General features: G+C 64.7%; 25 protein-coding genes. 17 read left to right on the top strand and 8 right to left on the bottom strand.

Features of this window, described 5'->3' with window-relative positions; translation table 11 throughout:
• Nucleotides 1-78: 78 nt before the first annotated feature.
• The 4 genes from LO55_RS21010 to LO55_RS20995 are packed head-to-tail and all read right to left on the bottom strand — an operon-like array spanning nucleotide 79 to nucleotide 2857.
• Nucleotides 79-372, bottom strand: coding sequence for a BolA family protein (locus LO55_RS21010; RefSeq protein ID WP_005671106.1), 294 nt, complete (start codon nucleotides 370-372; stop codon nucleotides 79-81).
• Complete coding sequence (locus tag LO55_RS21005; RefSeq protein WP_071362981.1) at nucleotides 369-1004, bottom strand: septation protein A; 636 nt, start codon at nucleotides 1002-1004, stop codon at nucleotides 369-371. Before LO55_RS21005 ends, LO55_RS21010 begins: the two co-directional genes overlap by 4 nt.
• 10 nt (nucleotides 1005-1014) lie before the next feature.
• A complete protein-coding gene (gene msrB / locus LO55_RS21000; RefSeq protein ID WP_005671103.1) occupies nucleotides 1015-1410 on the bottom strand; it encodes a peptide-methionine (R)-S-oxide reductase MsrB in 396 nt (131 codons plus the stop codon).
• A gap of 52 nt (nucleotides 1411-1462) precedes the next feature.
• The gene (locus tag LO55_RS20995; protein ID WP_071362980.1) at nucleotides 1463-2857 is read right to left on the bottom strand and encodes a protein adenylyltransferase SelO; all 1395 of its coding nucleotides are present in this window, start codon (nucleotides 2855-2857) and stop codon (nucleotides 1463-1465) included.
• Between the two features lie 288 nt (nucleotides 2858-3145).
• Between LO55_RS20995 and LO55_RS20990 the strand changes: the two genes are divergently transcribed.
• The 3 genes from LO55_RS20990 to LO55_RS20980 all read left to right on the top strand — a co-directional run bounded on the left by LO55_RS20990 (nucleotide 3146) and on the right by LO55_RS20980 (nucleotide 7296).
• Nucleotides 3146-4798 (top strand): 3-(methylthio)propionyl-CoA ligase, encoded by a 1653-nt coding sequence (locus tag LO55_RS20990; RefSeq protein ID WP_071362979.1) that lies wholly within the window; start codon nucleotides 3146-3148, stop codon nucleotides 4796-4798.
• A 115-nt stretch (nucleotides 4799-4913) separates the two neighbouring features.
• A complete protein-coding gene (locus LO55_RS20985) occupies nucleotides 4914-5111 on the top strand; it encodes a YqaE/Pmp3 family membrane protein (protein ID WP_005671099.1) in 198 nt (65 codons plus the stop codon).
• Between the two features lie 94 nt (nucleotides 5112-5205).
• Nucleotides 5206-7296 carry a 3-hydroxyacyl-CoA dehydrogenase NAD-binding domain-containing protein gene (locus LO55_RS20980; RefSeq protein ID WP_005671097.1) on the top strand — a complete coding sequence of 697 codons (2091 nt, stop codon included), beginning with the start codon at nucleotides 5206-5208 and terminating at the stop codon, nucleotides 7294-7296.
• Between the two features lie 81 nt (nucleotides 7297-7377).
• Here LO55_RS20980 and LO55_RS20975 read toward each other — a convergent pair whose 3' ends face one another.
• Entirely contained in the window at nucleotides 7378-9078 is a 1701-nt protein-coding gene (locus LO55_RS20975) for an MFS transporter (protein WP_071362978.1), read from the bottom strand.
• 312 nt (nucleotides 9079-9390) lie between these two features.
• On the opposite strand from LO55_RS20975, the gene LO55_RS20970 reads away from it, so the two are divergent.
• Genes LO55_RS20970 through LO55_RS20960 form a run of 3 tightly spaced genes read left to right on the top strand, consistent with a single transcriptional unit; the run spans nucleotide 9391 to nucleotide 11437 of the window.
• The gene (locus tag LO55_RS20970) at nucleotides 9391-9693 is read left to right on the top strand and encodes a Dabb family protein (protein ID WP_071362977.1); all 303 of its coding nucleotides are present in this window, start codon (nucleotides 9391-9393) and stop codon (nucleotides 9691-9693) included.
• A 38-nt stretch (nucleotides 9694-9731) separates the two neighbouring features.
• A complete protein-coding gene (locus tag LO55_RS20965; protein WP_071362976.1) occupies nucleotides 9732-10514 on the top strand; it encodes an SDR family oxidoreductase in 783 nt (260 codons plus the stop codon).
• Between the two features lie 17 nt (nucleotides 10515-10531).
• A complete protein-coding gene (locus LO55_RS20960; protein ID WP_071362975.1) occupies nucleotides 10532-11437 on the top strand; it encodes an SDR family oxidoreductase in 906 nt (301 codons plus the stop codon).
• A gap of 135 nt (nucleotides 11438-11572) precedes the next feature.
• On the opposite strand, the gene LO55_RS20955 is transcribed toward LO55_RS20960, so the two are convergent.
• The 3 genes from LO55_RS20955 to ygfZ are packed head-to-tail and all read right to left on the bottom strand — an operon-like array spanning nucleotide 11573 to nucleotide 13673.
• On the bottom strand, nucleotides 11573-12334 hold the full coding sequence (locus LO55_RS20955) for an NRDE family protein (RefSeq protein WP_005671088.1): 762 nt from the start codon (nucleotides 12332-12334) through the stop codon (nucleotides 11573-11575).
• Nucleotides 12325-12612, bottom strand: a complete 288-nt coding sequence (locus LO55_RS20950) for a DUF4936 family protein (RefSeq protein ID WP_071362974.1) — start codon at nucleotides 12610-12612, stop codon at nucleotides 12325-12327. The genes LO55_RS20955 and LO55_RS20950 overlap by 10 nt, the downstream gene beginning before the upstream one ends.
• 2 nt (nucleotides 12613-12614) lie before the next feature.
• Nucleotides 12615-13673: a CAF17-like 4Fe-4S cluster assembly/insertion protein YgfZ gene (ygfZ, locus tag LO55_RS20945; RefSeq protein ID WP_071362973.1), complete on the bottom strand. Its 1059-nt coding sequence runs from the start codon at nucleotides 13671-13673 to the stop codon at nucleotides 12615-12617.
• Between the two features lie 125 nt (nucleotides 13674-13798).
• Here ygfZ and mltG point away from each other — a divergent pair, with 125 nt between their 5' ends.
• The 11 genes from mltG to LO55_RS20895 all read left to right on the top strand — a co-directional run bounded on the left by mltG (nucleotide 13799) and on the right by LO55_RS20895 (nucleotide 21327).
• Nucleotides 13799-14818, top strand: a complete 1020-nt coding sequence (mltG, locus tag LO55_RS20940; RefSeq protein ID WP_177185556.1) for an endolytic transglycosylase MltG — start codon at nucleotides 13799-13801, stop codon at nucleotides 14816-14818.
• 141 nt (nucleotides 14819-14959) lie between these two features.
• Entirely contained in the window at nucleotides 14960-15568 is a 609-nt protein-coding gene (gene tmk / locus LO55_RS20935) for a dTMP kinase (RefSeq protein ID WP_071362972.1), read from the top strand.
• Nucleotides 15569-15570: 2 nt separating this feature from the next.
• A complete protein-coding gene (locus LO55_RS20930) occupies nucleotides 15571-16587 on the top strand; it encodes a DNA polymerase III subunit delta' (RefSeq protein ID WP_071362971.1) in 1017 nt (338 codons plus the stop codon).
• Between the two features lie 10 nt (nucleotides 16588-16597).
• Nucleotides 16598-16975, top strand: a complete 378-nt coding sequence (locus LO55_RS20925) for a PilZ domain-containing protein (protein ID WP_071362970.1) — start codon at nucleotides 16598-16600, stop codon at nucleotides 16973-16975.
• 16 nt (nucleotides 16976-16991) lie between these two features.
• Nucleotides 16992-17513 carry a GNAT family N-acetyltransferase gene (locus LO55_RS20920; RefSeq protein WP_071362969.1) on the top strand — a complete coding sequence of 174 codons (522 nt, stop codon included), beginning with the start codon at nucleotides 16992-16994 and terminating at the stop codon, nucleotides 17511-17513.
• 85 nt (nucleotides 17514-17598) lie between these two features.
• The gene (locus tag LO55_RS26520; RefSeq protein WP_143054589.1) at nucleotides 17599-18036 is read left to right on the top strand and encodes a GNAT family N-acetyltransferase; all 438 of its coding nucleotides are present in this window, start codon (nucleotides 17599-17601) and stop codon (nucleotides 18034-18036) included.
• 80 nt (nucleotides 18037-18116) lie between these two features.
• Complete coding sequence (locus LO55_RS20915; RefSeq protein WP_071363905.1) at nucleotides 18117-18899, top strand: TatD family hydrolase; 783 nt, start codon at nucleotides 18117-18119, stop codon at nucleotides 18897-18899.
• A 3-nt stretch (nucleotides 18900-18902) separates the two neighbouring features.
• Nucleotides 18903-19565 (top strand): ankyrin repeat domain-containing protein, encoded by a 663-nt coding sequence (locus tag LO55_RS20910; RefSeq protein ID WP_071362968.1) that lies wholly within the window; start codon nucleotides 18903-18905, stop codon nucleotides 19563-19565.
• A 127-nt stretch (nucleotides 19566-19692) separates the two neighbouring features.
• The gene (locus tag LO55_RS20905; protein WP_071362967.1) at nucleotides 19693-20631 is read left to right on the top strand and encodes a class I SAM-dependent methyltransferase; all 939 of its coding nucleotides are present in this window, start codon (nucleotides 19693-19695) and stop codon (nucleotides 20629-20631) included.
• A gap of 146 nt (nucleotides 20632-20777) precedes the next feature.
• Nucleotides 20778-20978: a hypothetical protein gene (locus LO55_RS20900; protein WP_005671072.1), complete on the top strand. Its 201-nt coding sequence runs from the start codon at nucleotides 20778-20780 to the stop codon at nucleotides 20976-20978.
• A 121-nt stretch (nucleotides 20979-21099) separates the two neighbouring features.
• On the top strand, nucleotides 21100-21327 hold the full coding sequence (locus LO55_RS20895) for a DUF6139 family protein (protein WP_005671071.1): 228 nt from the start codon (nucleotides 21100-21102) through the stop codon (nucleotides 21325-21327).
• Nucleotides 21328-21366: the final 39 nt, after the last annotated feature.

Here is a 21366-nt window from a genome sequence, read left to right as displayed (position 1 = left end):
GGACGAGATTAGATTAATTCTTGTGACTAGCAGTGACAATTGTCGGGCACATTACTTAAAACTGCCTGAAGCCGACACTCAGGACAGCTCGGAAGGCGCGGTCGCGTTGATGGCGAGCGCGTGGATTTCCGCCTTGTTGATCATATCGTGAACGGCATCATACACAAGACGATGGCGCATGACCAGCTTGAGGCCTTCAAAGCGGGATGACACGATTTTGACCGTGTAATGGCTGCCGCCGGAGGCCGCGCCGGCATGGCCGGCGTGCAGGTGCGAGTCGTCGATGATCTCGAGCGACGCCGGGGCCAGCTCGGCCTCGAGGATCGCGCGCAGGCGTGCTTCGCGGTCGCCTTTGCTGGTTGCAGTGGTCATGCTTCTTCCTCCTTGATGTATTTTGAGAGCATCATCATCTGGATCACGATGAATCCGAACATGATGCCGGTAAAGCCGAACAGCTTGAAGCTGACCCATGCGCTGGTATCGTTACGGAAGACCACGAAGGCCATCAACAAGTTCAGCACGCCCATGCCGGCGAAGAACAGGATCCAGCTGTAGCCGAGCCGGTTCCACACCGGATCGGGCAGCTTGATATTGGCCTCCATCACGGAGCGCATCAGGTTCTTCTTGTAGAACACCTGCGCCACCAGCAGGGCGACGGCGAAGGCCCAGTACAGGATGGTCGGCTTCCATTTGATAAACAGGTCGTCATGGAAATAGATCGTGGCGCCGCCGGCAACCAGGATCACGGCCATCGACAGCCACAGCATATTGTCGACCTTGCGGCCCCGCACCAGCAGGTAGCCGACCTGCAGCGCGGTGGCGACGATCGCCACCGCGGTCGCCAGCAGGATCGCCGATTGCGCCGGCGGTACCGCGCCGCCGGCGATCAGGGCGCCCAGGTACTCGACGGCCATGCGGTGCGCCCAGTCCTGGTTGTTGTCGCCGTACTTGTAGACGCCGAAGAACAGGATGACCGGGAACAGATCGAACAGAAATTTCTTCACTGCGCCACCCTCAGATCGGTTCGAACCGCATGGCGGCCGAGTTGATGCAGTAGCGCAGGCCGGTCGGCGGCGGGCCGTCCGGGAACACGTGGCCCAGGTGGGCGTCGCACACGCCGCAGATGACTTCGGTGCGCACCATGCCGTGGCTGCGGTCGACTTTCTCGATCACATTTTCCGGGTCGAGCGCCGTGAAGTAGCTGGGCCAGCCGCAGCCCGAGTCGAACTTGGTGTCCGATTCGAACAGCGGGGTGTCGCAGCACACGCAGTGATAGATGCCGTGTTCATGGTGGTCCCAGTACTTGCCGGTGAAGGCGCGCTCGGTGGCGGCGTGGCGCGTCACCTGGTATTCGATCGGGTCGAGCTGCTCGCGCCACTCGGCGTCGGTCTTGGTCACTTTGTCGGTCATGATTCTCTTTCGTGGTGTGAGAGGCCAGGCGCAAATGAGGCCCGGGGCGGGCTCAGGACGAGCAGCTCACCTCGAGGTGGGCCGCCCAGTCCGGCGGCAGGGCCGCATAGGATGCGTTCTCGGGCTGCTCGTCGAACGGGCGTTCCAGCACGGCCAGCAGCTTGTGCACGCCGCCGAAGTCGCCGTTCTGCGCCTGTTCGATGGCGATCTGCGCCAGGTAGTTGCGCAGGATGTACTTTGGATTGACCCCGTGCATCGCTTCGCGCCGGGCCGCGTCGCTGCTGCCTTCCTGGCGCAGGCGGGCGCGGTACTCGGCGGCCCAGGCGTCGAAGGCGGCGCGGTCGATGAACAGGTCGCGCAGGGGTTCGTCGGCGCCCGGCTCCTCGAGCTTCAGCTCGCCCAGGCGGCGGAAGAACAGCGTGAAGTCGGCGTGGTTGTCCTGCAGCAGCGTGAACATATTGTCGAACAGCGCCGCATCGCCGTCGCGCGTCTCCTTCAGGCCGAGCTTGGCATGCAGCAGGGTGTCGAGCTGGCGGCCGAACTCGGGGCGGTAGACGTCCAGGGCTTCTTCAGCCACTTCGGGCTCGCCGATCAGCGGCAGCAGGGCATTGCCCAGCGCATAGCAGTTCCAGTGGCCGACCGGGACCTGGTTGGCGTAGGAGTAGCGGCCACCCTGGTCGGTGTGGTTGCAGATGTGCTTGGCATCAAACGCTTCCATGAAGCCGAACGGGCCGTAATCCAGCGTCAGTCCGAGGATCGACATATTGTCGGTGTTCATCACGCCATGCATGAAGCCGACCGCCTGCCAGTGCGCGATCATGCGCGCGGTGCGGCGGGTGACTTCGGCCAGCAGCTCCTTGTACGGGTTGGCGGCGCCCAGGAACTCCGGGTAGAACTGGCGGATGACGTAATCGGCAAGCGTTTTCAGCTCGGCCTCGCGCCCGCGCGAGGCCCAGTGCTCGAAGGAGCCGAAGCGCACGAAGGTGGGCGCCATGCGCGTCACCACGGCGGTGCTTTCCATGGTCTCGCGCGCCACCTGCTGCGGCGAGCCGGTGACCATCAGCGCGCGCGTGGTCGGAATGCCGAGCGCGGCCATGGCCTCGGAACACAGGAATTCGCGGATCGACGAGCGCAGCACGGCGCGGCCATCGCCCATGCGCGAATACGGCGTGCGGCCGGCGCCTTTCAGTTGCAGCTCCATCGGGCCGTCCGGCGTGGCGATGTCGCCCAGCGTGATCGCGCGGCCGTCGCCCAGCTGGCCGGCCCAGACGCCGAACTGGTGGCCGGAATACACGGCGGACAACGGCTGCGAACGCGCCGCGACCTTGTTGCCGGTGAACACCTCGACGAAGTCGGGGCGCGCGAGATCGGCCGCATCCAGCCCGATCAGGGCGGCAGCAGGAGCGCTCGCCGCAATGAAATGCGGCGAGGGCAGCGGCGTCGGCATGAGGCGCGTGTAGAACGCCGGGGGCAATTCGCTGAACGAATTGTTCAGTGGAAGTTCGTCGGCAGTGATGGCAGTGTCCGTGGCAAAGTGGTCAAGATTGGCGGGATTTTACCGCACCCGGCCGATTCTATTCGCGCACCGGTGCGGTGTGGGCCGGCGTTACATCCGGTAACCGCTGATGGCCGATCTGGCTCAATGGGTTGATGCGGTGCATCATCGAATCCGGTTGACGGGCGCAGGATGCGGGGACGACACTTTCCACGCTGCCATTCTAATCACGGAGACCCAATGCACGAGCACCCAATGAGTCCGTTGCAAGGCCAGATGATGGATCAACCGCTGCTGATTTCTGGCATCCTCGAGTTCGCGGCGCGCCATTACGGCGCCACCGAGATCGTCTCGCGCCGCGTCGAGGGCGACCTGCACCGCTATACCTACCGCGATTGCGCACGCCGTGCGCGCCAGCTGGCCAACGCGCTCGCGGCGCTGGGGATCGGCATGGGCGAGCGCATCGCCACGCTGGCCTGGAATGGCTACCGGCACCTGGAACTGTATTACGGCGTGTCCGGTTCGGGCGCGGTGCTGCATACGATCAATCCGCGCCTGCATCCCGAGCAGGTGGCCTACATCGTCAACCACGCCGAAGACCGCGTCCTGTTCTTCGACCTCACGTTCCTGCCGGCGATCGAGGCGATGGCGCGCCAGTGCAAGACCGTCAAAGCGTATGTCGCCCTGTGCGGGCGCGAGCACATGCCGCCCGCCGGCGCGATTCCCGGCCTGCTGTGCTACGAAGAGCTGATCGGGGCTGCGTCGGACGACTACGACTGGCCGCAGTTCGACGAGCGTTCGGCGGCGTCCCTGTGCTACACCTCGGGCACGACCGGTAACCCGAAAGGCGCCTTGTACTCGCACCGCTCGACCGTGCTGCACGCCTATGCGTCGGCGCTGCCGAACGCGCTCGGCATCGGGAGCGCCGACGTGGTGCTGCCGGTGGTGCCGATGTTCCACGTCAACGCCTGGGGTTTACCGTACTCGGCGCCGCTGGTGGGCGCGAAGCTGGTGTTCCCGGGGCCGGCGCTGGACGGCAAGTCCTTGTACGCGCTGTTCGAGGCCGAGGGCGTGACCTTCTCGGCCGGCGTGCCCACGGTCTGGCTCGGCCTGGTGAACCACGTGCTGGAGGGCGGCTTGCGGTTCTCGACCTTCCGCCGCACCGTGATCGGCGGCTCGGCCTGTCCGCCGGCGCTGATGGACCTGCTCATCGACCGGCTGGGCGTGCAGGTGGTGCACGCCTGGGGCATGACCGAGATGTCGCCGCTTGGCACCGCCTGCACCCCGCTGGCCAGGCATGCCGGCTTGCCGCAGGAGGCGCAGCGCGCGGTGCTGAGGAAGCAGGGCCACGCGATCTGCGGCGTCGACATGAAGATCGTCGACGACGACGGCGCCGAATTGCCATGGGACGGCGCGACCTATGGCCACCTGCTGGTCAAGGGGCCGTGGGTGGTGTCCGGGTATTTCCGGGGCGAGGGCGGCGACGTGCTGCAGGACGGCTGGTTCCCGACCGGGGACGTGGCCACCATCGATGCCGATGGCTACCTGGCGATCACCGACCGCAGCAAGGACGTGATCAAGTCGGGCGGCGAGTGGATCGGCACCATCGACCTGGAAAACGTGGCGATGTCGCACCCGGCGGTGCTGCAGGCGGCCTGCATCGGCGTGCAGCATCCGAAATGGGCCGAGCGGCCCTTGCTGGTGGTGGTGCGCCGGCCCGGCATGGAGGTCAGCCGCGAGGCACTGCTGGGATGGTTCGCCGGCAAGGTGGCGCGGTGGTGGACGCCGGACGACGTCGTGTTCGCCGACAGCCTGCCGGTGGGCGGGACCGGCAAGATCCAAAAGAACAAATTGCGCGAGACGTATGCGGGGCATCGGTTGCCGGCTGCCTGACGCGATGGCAGGTCTCGGCCGCATGCGGTGCGGGCGGCGCCAACAGGGCGCGGCGAGCGCGCACGGACAGGTAGACTGTTATCACTTTTGACAACTTTCGCTCACAGGATTCTCCATGCGCCTGCTCATCGCCCTCATTCTTCCCTGGCTGACCTTCTTCACCATCGGCCGCCCGATCGCCGGCATCATCTGCCTGATCCTGCAAATCACCCTGATCGGCTGGCTGCCGGCCGCCATCTGGGCCGTCTACGCCCTGAGCCAGTACAAGACCGACCAGAAGATCGAGCGGGCGCGCCAGCAGCGCGATTTCTGATCCCGGCCGGCCGTTGCCTGAATAGTACGCTCGTGCATTTTCTGCGGTATAGTGGATGGCTCATCCAGCACCACCTACAAGGAGAACGAGAGACATGAGCGCCGACTACCAGGTCCACGGCAGCGTTGCCGTCATCACCCTGAACAACCCGCCGGTCAACGGCCTGGGGCTCGCGACCCGCAGCGCCGCCGTGCAGGGCGTGCAGGCGGCAGAAAGCGATCCGGCGGTCAAGGCGATCGTGCTCACCGGCGCCGGCAAGGCCTTCTCGGGCGGCGCCGACATCCGCGAATTCAATTCTCCGAAGGCCCTCACCGAGCCGACCCTGCACTCGCTGATCCGGGTGGTCGAGGGCTCTTCCAAGCCGGTCGTGGCGGCGATCCACAGCGTGGCCATGGGCGGCGGCCTGGAGCTGGCGCTGGGGTGCCACTACCGCGTGGCGCTGCCGGGCGCCCAGATCGCGCTGCCCGAAGTGAAGCTGGGCCTGATCCCGGGCGCCGGCGGCACCCAGCGCCTGCCGCGCGTGCTCGGCCTGGAAAAGGCGCTGGGCATGATTCTTGGCGGGATCCCGATGCTGTCCGAAAAGCTGGCCGGCACGCCGCTGTTCGACGAGGTGTTCCAGGCGGGCGCCGAGCTGCTGCCGGCCGCCATCGCCTACGCCGAGCGCATCGCCGACCTGCGTCCGCTGCCGAAGGTGCGCGACCGCGTGGTCGAGCACCCCGACGCCGCCGGGTTCCTGGCCTCCGCACGGGCCCAGGTCGATGCCGCCGCCGGGCCGTTCCCCGCGCCGCGCGCCTGCGTGGAGGCGGTGGCCGCCTCGGTGACGGCCGATTCGTTCGAGGACGGCCTGCGTTTCGAGCGCGAGCGTTTCATTCAACTGACCACGACGAGCGAATCGAAGGCGCTGCGCCATGCCTTCTTCGCCGAACGCGCGGCCGGCAAGGTGCCGGACGTGCCGGCCGATACGCCGTTGCGCAGCATCGCGAGCGCGGCGGTGGTCGGCGCCGGCACCATGGGCCGCGGGATCGCCATGAACTTCGCCAACGCCGGCATTCCGGTGACGCTCCTCGAAACGAAGCAGGACGCCCTGGACCAGGGGCTGGCCGCGATGCGCAAGCTGTATGAGAGCGGCGTGAGCAAGGGCAAGCTCAAGCCCGAGCAGCTCGAGCAGCGCATGGCGCTGGTGACCGGCACGCTGTCGTATGACGCCATCGCCCAGGCCGACATCGTGGTCGAGGCGGTATTCGAGGACATCGGCGTCAAGGAACTCGTGTTCCGCGAGCTGGACAAGGTGATGAAGCCGGGCGCGATCCTGGCCACCAATACCTCGACGCTCGACGTCAACCGGATCGCCGCCTTCACGCGCCGCCCCCAGGACGTGATCGGCCTGCATTTCTTCAGCCCGGCGCACGTGATGAAGCTGCTCGAGATCGTGCGCGGCGCCCGCACCGGCAAGGACGTGCTGGCCACGGCGCTGGCGCTGTCCAAAAAGCTCAGGAAGATCGGCGTGGTCTCCGGTGTGTGCGACGGCTTCATCGGCAACCGCATGCTGGAGCAGTACCTGCGCCAGGCGGTTTTCCTGCTCGAAGAAGGCGCGCTGCCGGAGCAGGTCGACCGCGCGATCGAGGCCTTCGGCTTCGCGATGGGGCCGTTCCGCATGAGCGACCTGGCCGGCAACGACATCGGCTGGCACATCCGCAAGCGCCGCGCGCTGGAGTCGCCGGGCTTCACCTATTCGAAGCTGCCGGACCTGCTGTGCGAACAGGGGCGTTTCGGGCAGAAGACCGGCGCCGGCTGGTACGACTACCGCGCGGGCGAACGCAAGGCATTGCCGTCCGAGGCGGTGAACGACATGGTCGTGCGCCATTCGGCCGACATCGGCGTGTCGCGGCGTGCCATTGCCGACGAGGAGATCGTCGAGCGCCTGGTGTATGCGCTGGTGAACGAAGGCGCTCGGATCATCGAGGAGGGCATCGCGCTGCGCGCTTCCGACGTCGACATGGTGTACCTGAGCGGGTATGGCTTCCCCTTGCACCGGGGCGGACCGATGCTGTACGCGGACAGTGTCGGTTTGCCGAAGGTGCTGGAGGCGGTCGAAGGGTTCGCCCGCGGGCGCCAGGGCGAGGCGTGGCAGCCGGCGCCGCTGCTGGCGCGCCTGGCGTCGCTGGGGCAGGGCTTCAACGGCTGAGAGTAGCCTGCGGGAGTCGGTCGGTTCGAAAAAAAATGCCGCTGGATAGCCAGCGGCATTATTCTTTCTGCGCTCGCGGTCTCAGTCGTTGGCGTAGATATTGTTGTCCTTGGTCTCCCGCACGAACAGTGCGCCGATCACGAAGGTGATGAGCGCGATGACGATCGGATACCACAAGCCGTAATAAATATCGCCCTTGAACGCCACCAGCGCAAAGGCCGTCGTCGGCAGCAGGCCGCCGAACCAGCCGTTACCGATGTGATACGGCAGCGACATCGAGGTATAGCGGATGCGGGTCGGGAACATCTCGACCAGCATTGCCGCGATCGGGCCGTACACCATGGTCACGTACAGCACCAGGATGAACAGGAAGACCACCAGCATCGGCTTGTTGATCTGCGTTGGATCGGCCTTGTCCGGATAGCCGGCGGCCTTCAGGGCGCCGGTCACTTCGGACTTGAGCGCCGCTTCGCTGGCCAGCGAGGCCTTGTCGAAGTTGAGGTTATCCGGCGTCATGACGGCGTTGAACGAACGGTACTCGGTGTCGCCGATCTTGATGGTGGCGACGGTGCCGGCCGGCGCGTCGACGCGGTTGTAGCTCACCGAGGCGGCGGTCAGCATGCGCGTGGCGATGTCGCACGAGGACGGGAATTTCTTGGTGCCGGTGGCGTCGATCTGGAAGCTGCAGGTGTTCGGATCGGCGACGACGACGACCGGCGAGGTCTTGATCGCGGTTTCGAGCGCCGGGTTGCCGTAGTGGGTGATGGCCTTGAAGATCGGGAAGTAGGTGGCGGCGGCGATCACGCAGCCGCCGAGGATGATCCACTTGCGGCCGATCTTGTCCGACAGCGCGCCGAAGATGATGAAGAACGGGGTCGCCAGCAGCAGCGCGATCGCGATCAGGATGTTCGCGGTCGGATCGTCGATCTTGAGCGTCTTGGTGAGGAAGAACAGGGCGTAGAACTGGCCGGTGTACCACACCACGGCCTGGCCCATCGTCAGGCCGATCAGGGCCAGCAGGGCGATCTTGGCGTTCTTCGGCTTGAGGAAGGCTTCGGACAGCGGCGCCTTCGAGGTCTTGCCCTCGGCTTTCATCTTGGCGAAGGCCGGCGACTCGTTCATCGACATGCGGATCCAGACCGAGATGCCGAGCAGGATCACCGAGATCAGGAACGGAATGCGCCAGCCCCAGGCCTGGAACTCCTCTTCGCCGGTCAGGGTGCGGGTGCCCAGGATCACCAGCAGCGACAGGAACAGGCCGATCGTGGCCGTGGTCTGGATGAAGGCCGTGAACAGGCCGCGCTTGCCGTGCGGCGCGTGCTCTGCCACGTAGGTGGCGGCGCCGCCGTATTCCCCGCCCAGCGCCAGGCCTTGCAGGATGCGCAGGGTGACCAGGATGATCGGCGCCGCGATGCCGATCTGGGCGTAGCTCGGCAGGATGCCGACCAGGAAAGTCGAGGCGCCCATCAGCAAAATCGTCACCAGGAAGGTGTACTTACGGCCGATCATGTCGCCCAGGCGGCCGAACACGAGCGCGCCGAACGGGCGCACGATGAAGCCGGCGGCGAAGGCGAGCAGGGCAAAGATGAAGGTGGTGCTGGGGTCGCCGATGAAGAACTGCTTGGCGATGATGGAAGCGAGCGAACCGTAGAGATAGAAGTCGTACCATTCGAAAACGGTGCCGAGGGAAGAGGCGGCGATGACCTTGCGCTCTTCCTTGGTAAGTCCGGCGGAGGTCGGTGCAGCTTGTCCTCCGACAGTATTGCCGGGTGTGATAGCCATGGGTGTCTCCGTAATTAATTTTGTGTAACCGGAAATGCTGATTGTTGGTCAGCTAACTTCACTGTGCGCCCGAAACCTTACGCGAATCTTGCATCCAGCTTACACACGGCTTACAAGCGCACTCTCGCGCTCCGCTTTTCCGTGTCGGACTACTCCCCGTTCATAGGAGAGAATCCTCCTATTTAATCCCCATGATGAAATCGACATTTCTTCGCGAACGGTCGTGCTGCCGCTATGCTATGCTCGACCGGCTTCCCTCTGCGGCAACGTCCGGGAAGGCACTCACCCTCAATGAATAGAACAGGAAACGGAATGATCAAGCACATCGTGATGTGGAAATTGAAGGAACAGGCCGAAGGCGCCGATCGCGCGACCAATGCGCGCGAGATGAAGCGCCGGCTGGACGAGTGCGCGACGGTCGTGCCGGGCATCCTGACCTTCGAGGTGACCTTGGCCCAGCCCGATCTCGAAGCGACCTATGACGTGGTGCTGTATTCGGAGTTCGCCGACCGCGCCGCGCTCGGGGCTTACATCAAGCATCCAACCCACCAGGCCGTGGTGCCGTTCATCGGCGCCATCCGCGAAGGCCGCCAGTGCATGGATTACGAGGTCTGAGCCGCACAGCTTTCCGATAACGACAACCAGGAGACCCCATGCGCACCACCCAGGAGTTGTTTTCACTGAAGGGCAAGACCGCCATCGTGACCGGCGGCTCGCGCGGGCTCGGCCTGCAAATGGCGCAGGCGCTCGGCGAGCAGGGCGCGCGCCTGGTGATCTCGTCGCGCAAGCAGGAGGAGCTCGACGCCACCGTGGCCCAGCTGCACGCGCTCGGCATCGAGGCCAGCTGCTTCGCGGGCGATCTGTCCGACCCGAGCCAGGCGCAGGCGCTGGTCGAGGCGGCGATCGCGCGCCTGGGCCACGTCGATATGCTGATCAATAACGCCGGCGCCACCTGGGGCGCGCCGGCAGAGGACTATCCGCTCGAGGCCTGGGACAAGGTGATGAACCTGAACGTGCGCTCGGTCTTCCTGGTGTCGCAGGCGGTCGGCAAGCTGTCGATGATCCCGCGCCGCTACGGCCGCATCGTCAACATCGCGTCGATCGCCGGCCTGGCCGGCAACCCGCCCGACGCGATGCAGACGCTGGCGTACAACACGTCCAAGGGCGCGGTGGTAAATTTCACCCGTACGCTTGCCGGCGAGTGGGGGCGCTACGGCATCACGGTCAACGCGATCGCGCCTGGCTTCTTTCCGTCGAAGATGACGAAGGGCGTGCTCGCCGCCTATGGCGTCGACGGGCTGGCGGCCGCGGCCCCATTGAAGCGCCTGGGCGACGATGAAGACCTGAAGGGCGCCGTGGTGCTGTTCGCTTCGGATGCCGGCAAGCACATCACCGGGCAGGTGCTGGCGGTGGATGGCGGGGTGACGGCGGTCTAGTTTAGGGAGGGGCAAAAATGGACGAGTTTCACGGAAAGGTTGCGGCCATCACGGGCGCCGCCAGCGGCATGGGGCGCGAGTTCGCCAACCTGGCCGCCAGCCTCGGCATGAAGCTGGTGCTGGCCGATGTCCAGCCCAAGGCTCTCGAAAAGGCGGCGGATGAACTGGCGAAGCAGACCGAGGTGCTGGCCATGGTGTGCGACGTGCGCAAGGGCGAGCACGTGCAGGAACTGGCCGATTCGGCGATGGCGCGCTTCGGCGCGGTGCACCTGGTGTTCAACAATGCCGGCGTCGGCGCCGGCGGCCTGGTGTGGGAGAACTCCGAGGAAGACTGGGAGTGGGTGCTGGGTGTCAACCTGTGGGGCGTGATCCACGGCGTGCGCGCGTTCACGCGCACGATGCTCGAGTGCGCCGCGCAGGACCCTGGCTATCGCGGCTGGATCGTCAATACCGCCTCGATGGCGGGCTTGCTCAATTCGCCGGCGCTGGGCATCTACAACGTCTCCAAGCATGCGGTGGTCTCGCTCACCGAAACCCTGTACCACGACCTCAAGCTGGTCGACGCGCCGATCGGGACTTCGGTGCTGTGCCCGTATTTCATCCCGACCGCGATCGCGCAATCGCACCGCCACCGGCCGGACGAACTGCGCACCGACGAAATCATGACCGCGAGCCAGATGGCGGCGCAGGCGCTCACCGAAAAAGCGGTCGGCTCCGGCAAGGTGTCGGCGGCGGACGTCGCGCGCCTGACGTTCGACGCGATCCGCGAAGAGCGCTTCTATGTGTTCTCGCACCCCCAGGCGCTGGGCGCGGTGGCCGAGCGCATGGACGCGCTGGTGCATGCACGGCAGCCGGCCGATCCGTATGCGGCGACGCCGCATTTGAAGGAGATCTTGAAGGCGGGGATGAAAGGAAGGCGGTAGCGTTGGCGGCGAGATCGACTGGCACGAGATCGTGGGGTGGGCGGGTCCCCCGCCCACGCGTTCAATCCAGGCGAGGGTTATCGCAACATCGCCCTAAGTTGAACGCGTGGACGGCGAGGCCGTCCACCCCACGTCTCACGCTGCAGCGACAACCCCCGGCTGCACCACCCGCTCATGCAACTCCGGCGCCGCATCCCGATACAGCTTGACCACGGTCGAGGTGCGCGTCCCATACTCGGGCGATTCGATGCATACCGGCGACAGCATGCGTTCCATCTCGATCGGCACGCCGGTCTCGGGCAGGCGCACGTCCGGCGCGCGCGTGGTGTCGGCCAGCATCTCGAAGTACGCATCCTCGGGCGCCCCCTGGCACAGCAGGCTCGCGAATTGCGCCTTGGTGCGCAGCACCTTGGGCCAGGGCGTGTCCAGCAGGCCGTTCGAGATGCCGTAGATGCGGCCACGCTCCAGCGGCTGGCCGTTGCGCGGATCGTCCTTGCCGCGGTTCGAGTACCAGTACAAGGTCTCGCCGTCGCCCAGCACCAGGTTGTAGCCGTTGTACAGGTCGGGGCGCGCCGCCAGTTCGGCCACGTAGGCCGCCGCATCGAGCTCGCCGCGCAGGTAGTCGGCCACCAGCGCGCCGCGCGACGGCGCATCCAGCCGGCGTTCTTGCGGGCTGCGGATATTGGTCAGCGCCGCGAAGCGCGGGCCGTTGGGGCCGGTGAGCGACACGCCCATCCAGCTGCCGCCGCCCTGCAGGTCGCGGCCCGCGATCACATGCGGCGCCTGCGGCCAGGGGCCGGCCGGCGTGGCGGGGCGGTCATAGAACTCGTCGCGGTTGGCGGCCGCGATGACGGGCACGCCGGGGACGACGTGCCATGCAAAGACGATCAGGCACATGGCAGGTCCGTGAAAATTTCAAGGCGGCGCGGCCCGGCGAGATACGGCGAGATGCCGGCATCGTCGACGACCTGCGCCAATACCGCTTCGAAGCCCTCCGTCACGCCCGGATAGACTTCCATCCAGGTCTGCAGGCCGTCCTTGTCTTCGGGGCGGCGCTTGAGCGCCACCCGCACGCCGGCATCCTGCTCCAGGCGGCGCGCCATGGCATGCACCAGCGGCGCCAGCCGGGCGGCATCGATGCTGCGCACCTTGTAGTAGACGTAGAGGTCGACCATCGCTAGTCGTCGACCGCGTCGAGGCTGTAGGGCATGGGCAGGAAACGCAGCGGTGCGCCGCCGGCCGAGCCCAGGCGCACTTCTTCATCCAGCGCGGCCAGCTTGATCTCGACCAGCGCGTCGGCGCCGCCGCGGCCGTTCGGCGCGGCGTTGACGACCATGCCGCAGGGTTGGTCGGGGTCGGCCACCGAAAACACTTCATCGCCGGCGCGGGCGGCGGCATTCTCGATGCCGGCCAGCGCGGTGCGGCGCTTGATCTTGCCCAGGTATTTGGTGCGCGCGACGATTTCCTGGCCCGGATAGCAGCCTTTCTTGAAATTGACGCCGCCCAGCAGCTCGAGGTTGACCATCTGCGGCACGAACTGCTCCTGCGTGGCGGCGCTCACCTGCGGCTCGCCGGCGTGGATCGTCGCCAGGCGCCAGGCCTGGTTGCCGCCCAGGGCCAGTTCTTCCTTCAATACCGGCAGGGCAGCGCTTGCTGCCTCGGTCGAGGCGAGCCACAGGTAGCGTGGCGCGCCGAAGGCGTCGTTCAGGCGCAGCACGGTGCCGAACTCGCCGCTGGTCTTGCCCATCGGCGCGCCTGGCAGCGTATTGACGAAGCGGCCGAGCGCCGCCTGCGCCCTAGCGCCGCCGAGGCCGAGCACGGCCGCGAACGGCGCTTCGTCGGTGGCGTCGCGCAGCTTGGCTTTGCTGCGCAGCACAAACATCGATAGGCGTTTTTGCAGCGGCGCCTGGATCGCGCGCGGCAGCTGCAGATAGACGGTATCAAGGTCGCGCCACATCAGGAAGCTCGCCTGCAGGCGGCCTTTCGGCGTGCAGAAGCCAGCGAAGCGGGCTTCGTCTTGCCGCAGGTGCTCGACGTCGTTGGTGAGCTGCGCATGCAGGAATTTCGCGGCTTCTTCGCCGGCGACGGCGATCAATCCCTGGTCGGTCACGGTGGCGACGAAGCCGGCCGCGAGTGCGTCAATCTCCAGGGGCTGGCCGAAGTCCTCGACCTGGGTGGCTTCGTCGAGATGGAAGCGGGCGCCATGCGTGGCGAGGTGATCAGTCCAGTTACTCATGAAAATCCGAAATATTTTGGCAATTAGGCTTTATCATTACGGCCTCATTATAGAGTTGTCGGGGAAATCGCGCCGGGAGCGCCGCAATCCGCACCAGCATCCACGTTCGTACCCGCACACACCACATGGCATTCATAAAAAAATTACTCGTTACCGGCGTCGTGGTCACGCTAGCAGCCGCAGGCGGATTTTCCTGGTGGGCCAAGCACTCGCTCACGACCAGCGGTGAGCCGATCGAATTCACGATCAATCCCGGCAGCGGTGTCGCAGCGAGCGCGCAGCAGATGGTGGCGGCCGGCGTGCCGATCAACCCGACCATGTTCGTGCTGCTGGCGCGCCTGACGGGCGACGCCGCGCGCATCAAGGCCGGCAGCTATGAACTGAAACCGAATACCAGTCCGCGCGGCCTGCTGACCCAGCTGGTGCGCGGCGAGTTCGCGCAGGAAGCGATCACCATCATCGAAGGCTGGACCTTCCGCCAGATGCGCCAGGCGATCGGTTCGCACAACCGCCTCAAGCACGACACGGTCAAGCTGTCCGACCAGGAATTGATGGGCAAGATCTCGACCGAGTTCAAGGAGCCGGAAGGCTTGTTCTTCCCAGACACTTATTTGTTCGCCAAGGGCTCGTCGGAAATCGAGATCTATCGGCGCGCGCACCAGGCGATGCTGGAGCACCTGAACGCGGCCTGGGAAAAGCGCAACAAGGAGCTGCCGTACAAGACGCCGTACGAAGCGCTGATCATGGCCTCGATCGTCGAGAAGGAAACGGGCCAGAAGAGCGAGCGCAACATGATCGCCGGCGTGTTCGTCAATCGCCTGCGTACCGGCATGCTGCTGCAGACCGACCCGACCGTGATCTACGGCATGGGCGAGGCCTTTGCGGGCCAGATCCGCAAGAAGGACCTGCTGACCGATACCCCTTACAATACCTATACGCGCAGCGGCCTGCCGCCGACGCCGATCGCGCTGCCTGGTTTGCAGTCGCTGAACGCGGCGCTCGCACCGGCCGAGACCCCGGCGCTGTATTTCGTGGCGCGCGGCGATGGCACCAGCCACTTCTCGAACAACCTGCTGGACCATAACCGGGCGGTCAACCGTTTCCAGCGTGGCATCATGAATCAGCCGCTTACCGAATCCCACTAACACAAGGGGACCTCGAAAAACCGTCGCGAGCGGCGGCAGTTTCGGTTGAGAAGCGCAGCTGTACTTGAGTACAGCGAGCATCGCAGACCGAAAATGCAACGCGCAGCAGGTTTTTCGAGGTCCCCAGAAGTAAGGCAGCACATGCAGGGCAAGTTCATTACATTCGAAGGCATCGATGGGGCCGGGAAATCGACCCACATCGGCTTCGTCACCGATTATCTGGCGTCGCGCGGCAAGCAGATCGTCTCGTCGCGCGAACCGGGCGGCACGCCGCTCGGCGAAAAGCTGCGCGACTTGCTGTTGCACGAAAAGATGCACCTGGAAACCGAAGCGCTGCTGATGTTCGCCAGCCGGCGCGAGCACATCGCGCAAGTCATCGCGCCCAATCTGGCCGCGGGCAAATGGGTGCTGTCGGACCGTTTCACCGACGCCAGCTTCGCCTACCAGAGCGGCGGCCGCGGCCTGCCGCGCGCCAAGATGGAAGCATTGGAAGCCTGGGTGCATCCCGCACTGCAGCCCGACCTGACCTTGCTGTTCGACGTGCCGCTCGAAGTGGCGCGCCAGCGCCTGGACGCGACGCGCACGCTCGATAAATTCGAGCGCGAGCAGGCCGACTTCTTTGCGAAATGCCGCGCCGAATACCTGCGCCGCGCGGAGCAGTTCCCGGAGCGCTTCGTCGTGGTCGACTCGACCAGGAGCATTGCCGATATCCAGGCCAGCCTGGCCCAAGTTCTGGAGAAATTGTTGTGACGATGTACCCGTGGCAAGGGGCCGCCTGGTCCCAGCTGCAGCAGATGCGCGCGCGCATGCCGCATGCGATCCTGTTCCATGGCCCGGCCGGCACCGGCAAGGCCGACTTCATCGAGACGTTTGCCCAGGCCCTGCTGTGCGAGAGTCCGCGGCCTGACGGCCATGCTTGCGGGGCCTGCGCGTCCTGCGGCTGGTTCGTGCAGCACAATCACCCGGATTACCGCCGCGTGCGGCCGGAGGCATTCGAAGACGATCTGCCGGCCGACGGCGAGGACGGCGAAGCGGGCGCCAAGTCGAAATCGACCAAGGCGCCGTCGAAAGAGATCAAGATCGAGCAGATCCGCAACTTGTCGGATTTCATGAACATCTCGACCCACCGCCAGGGCTTGCGGGTGGTGGTGCTGTATCCGGCCGAGGCGCTGAACATGCCGGCGTCGAATGCGCTGCTCAAGACCCTGGAAGAACCGCCGCCGGGTACCGTGTTCCTGCTGTCTTCCAACAGCCTCGACCGCCTGCTGCCGACGATCCTGTCGCGCTGCCGCAAGTTCGCGCTGCCGATGCCTTCGCACCACGAAGCCCTGGCCTGGCTCAAGGAGCAGGGCGTGCCGGACGCCGACAGCTGGCTGCGCGAGCAGGGCGGCGCGCCGCTGGCGGCCCTGGGCGAGTCAAGCAACGGCAGCCGCGACGACATGGAGGCGCTGCTGCAATTCCTGGCGCGGCCGGCGCCCGATTTTGCGCTGCGCGCCGCCGAGAAGCTGGCCAAGGCCGAGCTGCCGGCCCTGGTGTCCTGGACCCAGCGCTGGCTGTACGATGTGTTTTCGTACAAATTGTCGGGCAATATCCGCTACTACCCACGCTACCAGAAAGAGCTGGCGGCGCTGGCCGGCCGCGTCAATACGCCAGGCCTGCTGCGCGTCATCAAGGCCGTGAACGAGCGGCGGGCTGTGGCGGATCATCCTTTATCGGCAAAATTGTTTGTCGAAGATATGCTGCTTGAGTACACTGCGTGCTGCACATGAAAGGACCACGATGAGCGTCACCCAGCCAGAGACGAATGCAGCCCAGGCCCCGCGGCCTTCGGTGCTGTCGCTGGCGATCAAGGAAAAGGCGGCGCTGTACGCGGCCTACATGCCGTTCCTGAAAAACGGCGGCATGTTCGTGCCCACCAACAAACCTTACAAGATCGGCGACGAGATCTACCTGATCCTGGCGCTGATGGACGACCCGAACAAATACCCGATCGCCGGCACCGTGGCCTGGATCACGCCGAGCGGCGCCAATAACAACAAGGCGCAAGGCATCGGCGTGCATTTCCCGGCCGACGAGGCCGGACAGCGCGCCAAGGCCCGCATCGAAGAAATCCTCGGCGCGGCGCTGCGGTCGTCGCGCGCAACCCATACCCTGTAACCACCACACCCGTTTCATGCCATCCTACGTTCATCGCCTGGCCCGACGCGACGACCTGCCGGTCATCGTCGACATCTACAATTCCACCATCGCTTCGCGCGAAGTCACTGCCGACACCGCACCTATTACGGTCGAATCGCGCGAAGCGTGGTTCAACGACCATACGCCGGATCGCCGTCCGCTGTGGGTGATCCACGATGCCGAGGACAAGAGCGAGCATCCCGAAGTGCTGGGCTGGCTGTCGTATTCGAACTTCTATGGTCGTCCGGCCTATTCGGGCACGGCCGAAGTGTCGATCTATATCGCCGAAAGCGCACGCGGCAAGGGCCTGGGACGTTACTGCCTGGAGCTGGCGATGGCGTTTGCGCCCGAGGTCAAGGTGCATACCTTGCTCGGGTTCATTTTTGGTCATAACCAGCCGAGCCTGGCGTTGTTCCGCAAATACGGGTTCGAGACTTGGGCCAATTTCCCGCGCGTGGCCAATCTGGATGGGATCGAGCGCGACCTGATCATCCTCGGAAAGCGCGTCGTCGATTAAGAGCAATTCATGCGGGGAGAGGCAGATGTGTCATGTATCCAGCCTCTTCATCGTGTCATGTCGGATTGCCGGAAGGAGTCGTTGATTGAGTAATCGCTTGCAAACACCAAGTGAAGGATTCGATGCTTTTTCTGATGATATCGATATGTTCTGTCGTCAACAATTCGGATACAAGCGGAGGTGCGCGTCTGGAATGCCCCCGACCGTTAGTGTCAACCGCAAGGCAGCTGACCTGTACTTACGGTTTAGGCCAGGAGGATTTTGGCCACGTGATTCTGTCGTGATTGCCCGTATAGGATTTGCACAGCAGCGTCGCGGGCACGGAACCGCATTGCTCGCGAAACTTGTCGAGCTAGCAGATCAATATAACGTCACGTCGATCGGTATAGAGCAAACGAACCCGCAACCAAGCATCCAGAATTTTGTACGCAAGTATGGTTTTGCGAGCTATCGCAACGATCGAAATTGGCTTGTTTCGATCGATATACTAACTAGCAAATTATTGGCGCTAGCGGAGCAATAGGCAGGTGCCGTAGTTGGGCCGTCTACGTGCGCGAATGCGGCCGGATGGCATACTGCGCCGGCTGGCTTTACAATGGCAGGATGTACATCGATTCCCATTGCCACATCAATTTCCCGGAACTGGCAGCCCGCATGCCCGAAGTCCTGGCCAAGATGGCCGAGAACAAGGTGACGCACGCCCTGTGCGTCTCGGTCGACCTGCCTGACTTCCCGCAAGTGCTCGCCCTGGCCGAGCAACACCCCCACATCTTCGCCTCGGTCGGCGTCCATCCCGACTACGAAGACACGCCGGAGCCGACCGTCCAGCAGCTGGTCGAGCTGGCCAACCACCCCAAGATCGTCGCCATCGGTGAAACCGGCCTGGATTACTACCGGCTCGAAGGCGACCTGGAATGGCAGCGCGAGCGCTTCCGCGTGCACATCCGCGCCTCGCGCGAAACCCGTAAACCCTTGATCATCCACACCCGCGCTGCCAGCGAGGACACGATCCGCCTGATGAAGGAAGAGGGCGCCGGCACGGATGCGGGAGGCGTGGCCGGCGTCATGCACTGCTTCACCGAATCGCTGGCCGTGGCCGAGGCCGCCATGGCCCAGGGCTTCTACATCTCGTTCTCGGGCATCGTCACCTTTAAAAGCGCGAAGGAGCTGCAGGCGGTGGCGCAAGCCGTGCCGCTCGAGCGCATGCTGATCGAGACCGATTCGCCGTATCTGGCGCCGGTGCCGTTCCGCGGCAAGATGAACGAGCCAGGCTATGTGGCCCATGTGGCCGAGTACATCGCCACGCTCAAGGGCGTCTCGCTGCGCGAGGTGGCCGACCGCACCAGCGAGAATTTCTTCAATCTGTTCCAGACCGCCAGGAGCTGACCCGTGCCGATCCGCCGCCTGCTTGCCACCAGCCTGCTGTTTGCCGCGATCGCCGGCGCCCACGCCGTCGAGCCACCCACGCCGCAGCAGGTGAGTTCCTTCTTCCGCGCCGTGCAGATGGATGACGCCAGCACGGTGCGCAAGATGGTCGGCGCGGTCGTCAATGCCAACGAGCTCAATCCCCTGGGCGGCGAGCCGGCCCTAGTGCTGGCGATCCGCGAAGGCGCGCGCGAGGTGATCCTTGAACTGCTGCGCCATCCGGGCACCGACCTCGAGCGCAAGGCGGTCAACGGCAATACGGCGCTGATGATGGCCGCCTTCAAGCGCGATGAAGAGGTCGTCCGCGCGCTGCTGAAAAAAGGCGCCAAGGTCAACCAGCCGGGCTGGACCGCGCTGCACTACGCCGCCGCCAGCGGGGACGACAAGATCGCGCAATTGCTGATCGATCACGGCGCCAAGGTCGATGCGGTGTCGCCGCGCCCCAGCGGCGCCTTCACGCCGCTGATGCTCGCGGCGCGCGAAGGGAAGGACGCGACGGCGCGGCTGCTGGTCGCCCGCGGCGCCGATACCGTGCTGAAGAACACGGAAGGGCATACCGCGGCCCAGATCGCCAAGCAGGCGGGCCGCGACGAACTGGCCAGGGAGCTCACTGTTCCAGCCCGCTGATCCTGTCCGCGTGACAATTCGCTCCTGAATTGGACGGTAAAACGCGCTTAGCTCGACCAATTGCGCAAGGGCAATGGTATCCATAATGTGTCTACGGTTTAACGACCACCGACCAACAAGGATACCCATGCTCAACGAACGCGAAATCGAAAGCTGCTACCTGGGGCAGTTCATTCCAGTCCACTATCATCACAATATGCTGATGGACCAGAACCGGATGCACAGCTTCAAGAATGCCATCCATTATTCCGTGTTCCCCGGCGCGAAAGTGCTGGAGCTGGGCGGCGGCACTGGTGTCCTTTCTTTCTTCGCGGCCCAGAGCGCCTCGAAAGTGTATTGCGTCGAGTTCAACCCGGACATGGTGCAGGAAGCGCGCCGCTTCCTGGCGATGAACCCGAACGGCCACAAGGTCGAGGTGATCCACGCCGACGCCTTCGACTACCTGCCGCCGGAGCCAGTCGACGTCGTGATCTGCGAGATGATCCACGTCGGCATGCTGCGCGAAAAACAGGTCGAGGTAATCGAATCGTTCAAGCGCCGCTACCTGGCCAAGTTCGGCGGTCCGCTGCCGCTGTTCATGCCGGAAGCCGTGATCATGGCGGCCCAGCCGATCCAGCAGGCGTATGACTTCGACGGCTTCTATGCCCCGATCGTGCAGTTCCAAGAAACCGGCGTGGTCCAGCCAGGCACGGTCGAGCTGGCCCAACCCGCCGTGTACAGCATCCTCGATTTCAGCCAGCCGGTCGACAGCCTGATCGCCTGGGAAGGCTCGCTGGTGGCGGAGCAGGGCGGCACCCTGAACGCGATGCGTTTCGTGACCAAGAACGTGCTGGCCATCGTGCAGGAACAGGCGACCACGATCGACTGGCTCAACCATTACATGACCCTGCCGCTGTACCGCGCGGTCGAGGTCAAGGCCGGCGACCTGCTGCGCATCTCCTTCGCCTACCGCGCCGGTGGTTCGATCCCGTCGCTGCAAGCGTCGATCCAGGTCGAGGTCGTGACCGAGCAGGCGGAAACCGGGGCGCACGCGCCGGCGGTCGAGGAAGCGGCCACCTTCGCCTGATGCCGCAACCATGGGCGGACCGGTCGGTCCGCTCATCCTTTCCGGCGACCGTTCGGGCCGCCATTTCCCCCGTTTATCGCACGCCGCTGTCCCCATTCCCTCTTTCGGCATACATTCACCATGATGCTTCTTCATGGAGAATGACAATGCTGAGTTTCCTGGTATGGTTGGTGCTGCTGTTCCTGTGCTGGCCAATCGCGCTGCTTGCCCTGGTGCTGTATCCTGTGGTGTGGCTGCTGTTGCTGCCGTTCCGTCTGCTTGGCATTGGCGTCGACGCCGTGTTCGGCCTGCTGCGCGCGATCGTCATGCTGCCCGCGCGGGTGCTTGGACACAATCCGGCGCGCTGACGCGCCTGCTCGGGTATTCGGCAAAGTGTTCGGCAGATAACAGACTATGGCCACTTGATCTTCTACTGTGGAGCTGCGTGCTTTCATCCGGAAAGCGCGCATTGAATAGAGGAAAATGACTATGCGCCTGGATATTTACCGCAGAGCCGAACACGACGGCAAGTTCTCGTACCTGGCCGTGCCCGAAGCGAAGAACATTCCCGAAGAAGCCACCAATACCGACTGGGAGATCGAAGCCCGCGCCTTCGAGGTCGACGACAATGCCGACCAGATCGCGGATTTCGACATCGATAACCTCAACGGCCAGATCGCCGAAAAAGGTTATGCGATGACGTCGGTACTGCACTGACATTTTCCTGGCGGGTATTGCCACCGCCAGCGCCGGCAG

It is taken from the genome of Massilia timonae, assembly GCF_001866515.1.
In the GTDB taxonomy this organism is placed as follows: domain Bacteria; phylum Pseudomonadota; class Gammaproteobacteria; order Burkholderiales; family Burkholderiaceae_D; genus Telluria; species Telluria timonae.
Note: the sequence above shows the minus strand (reverse complement) of the source record. Positions and strands in the feature narration are given on the sequence as shown.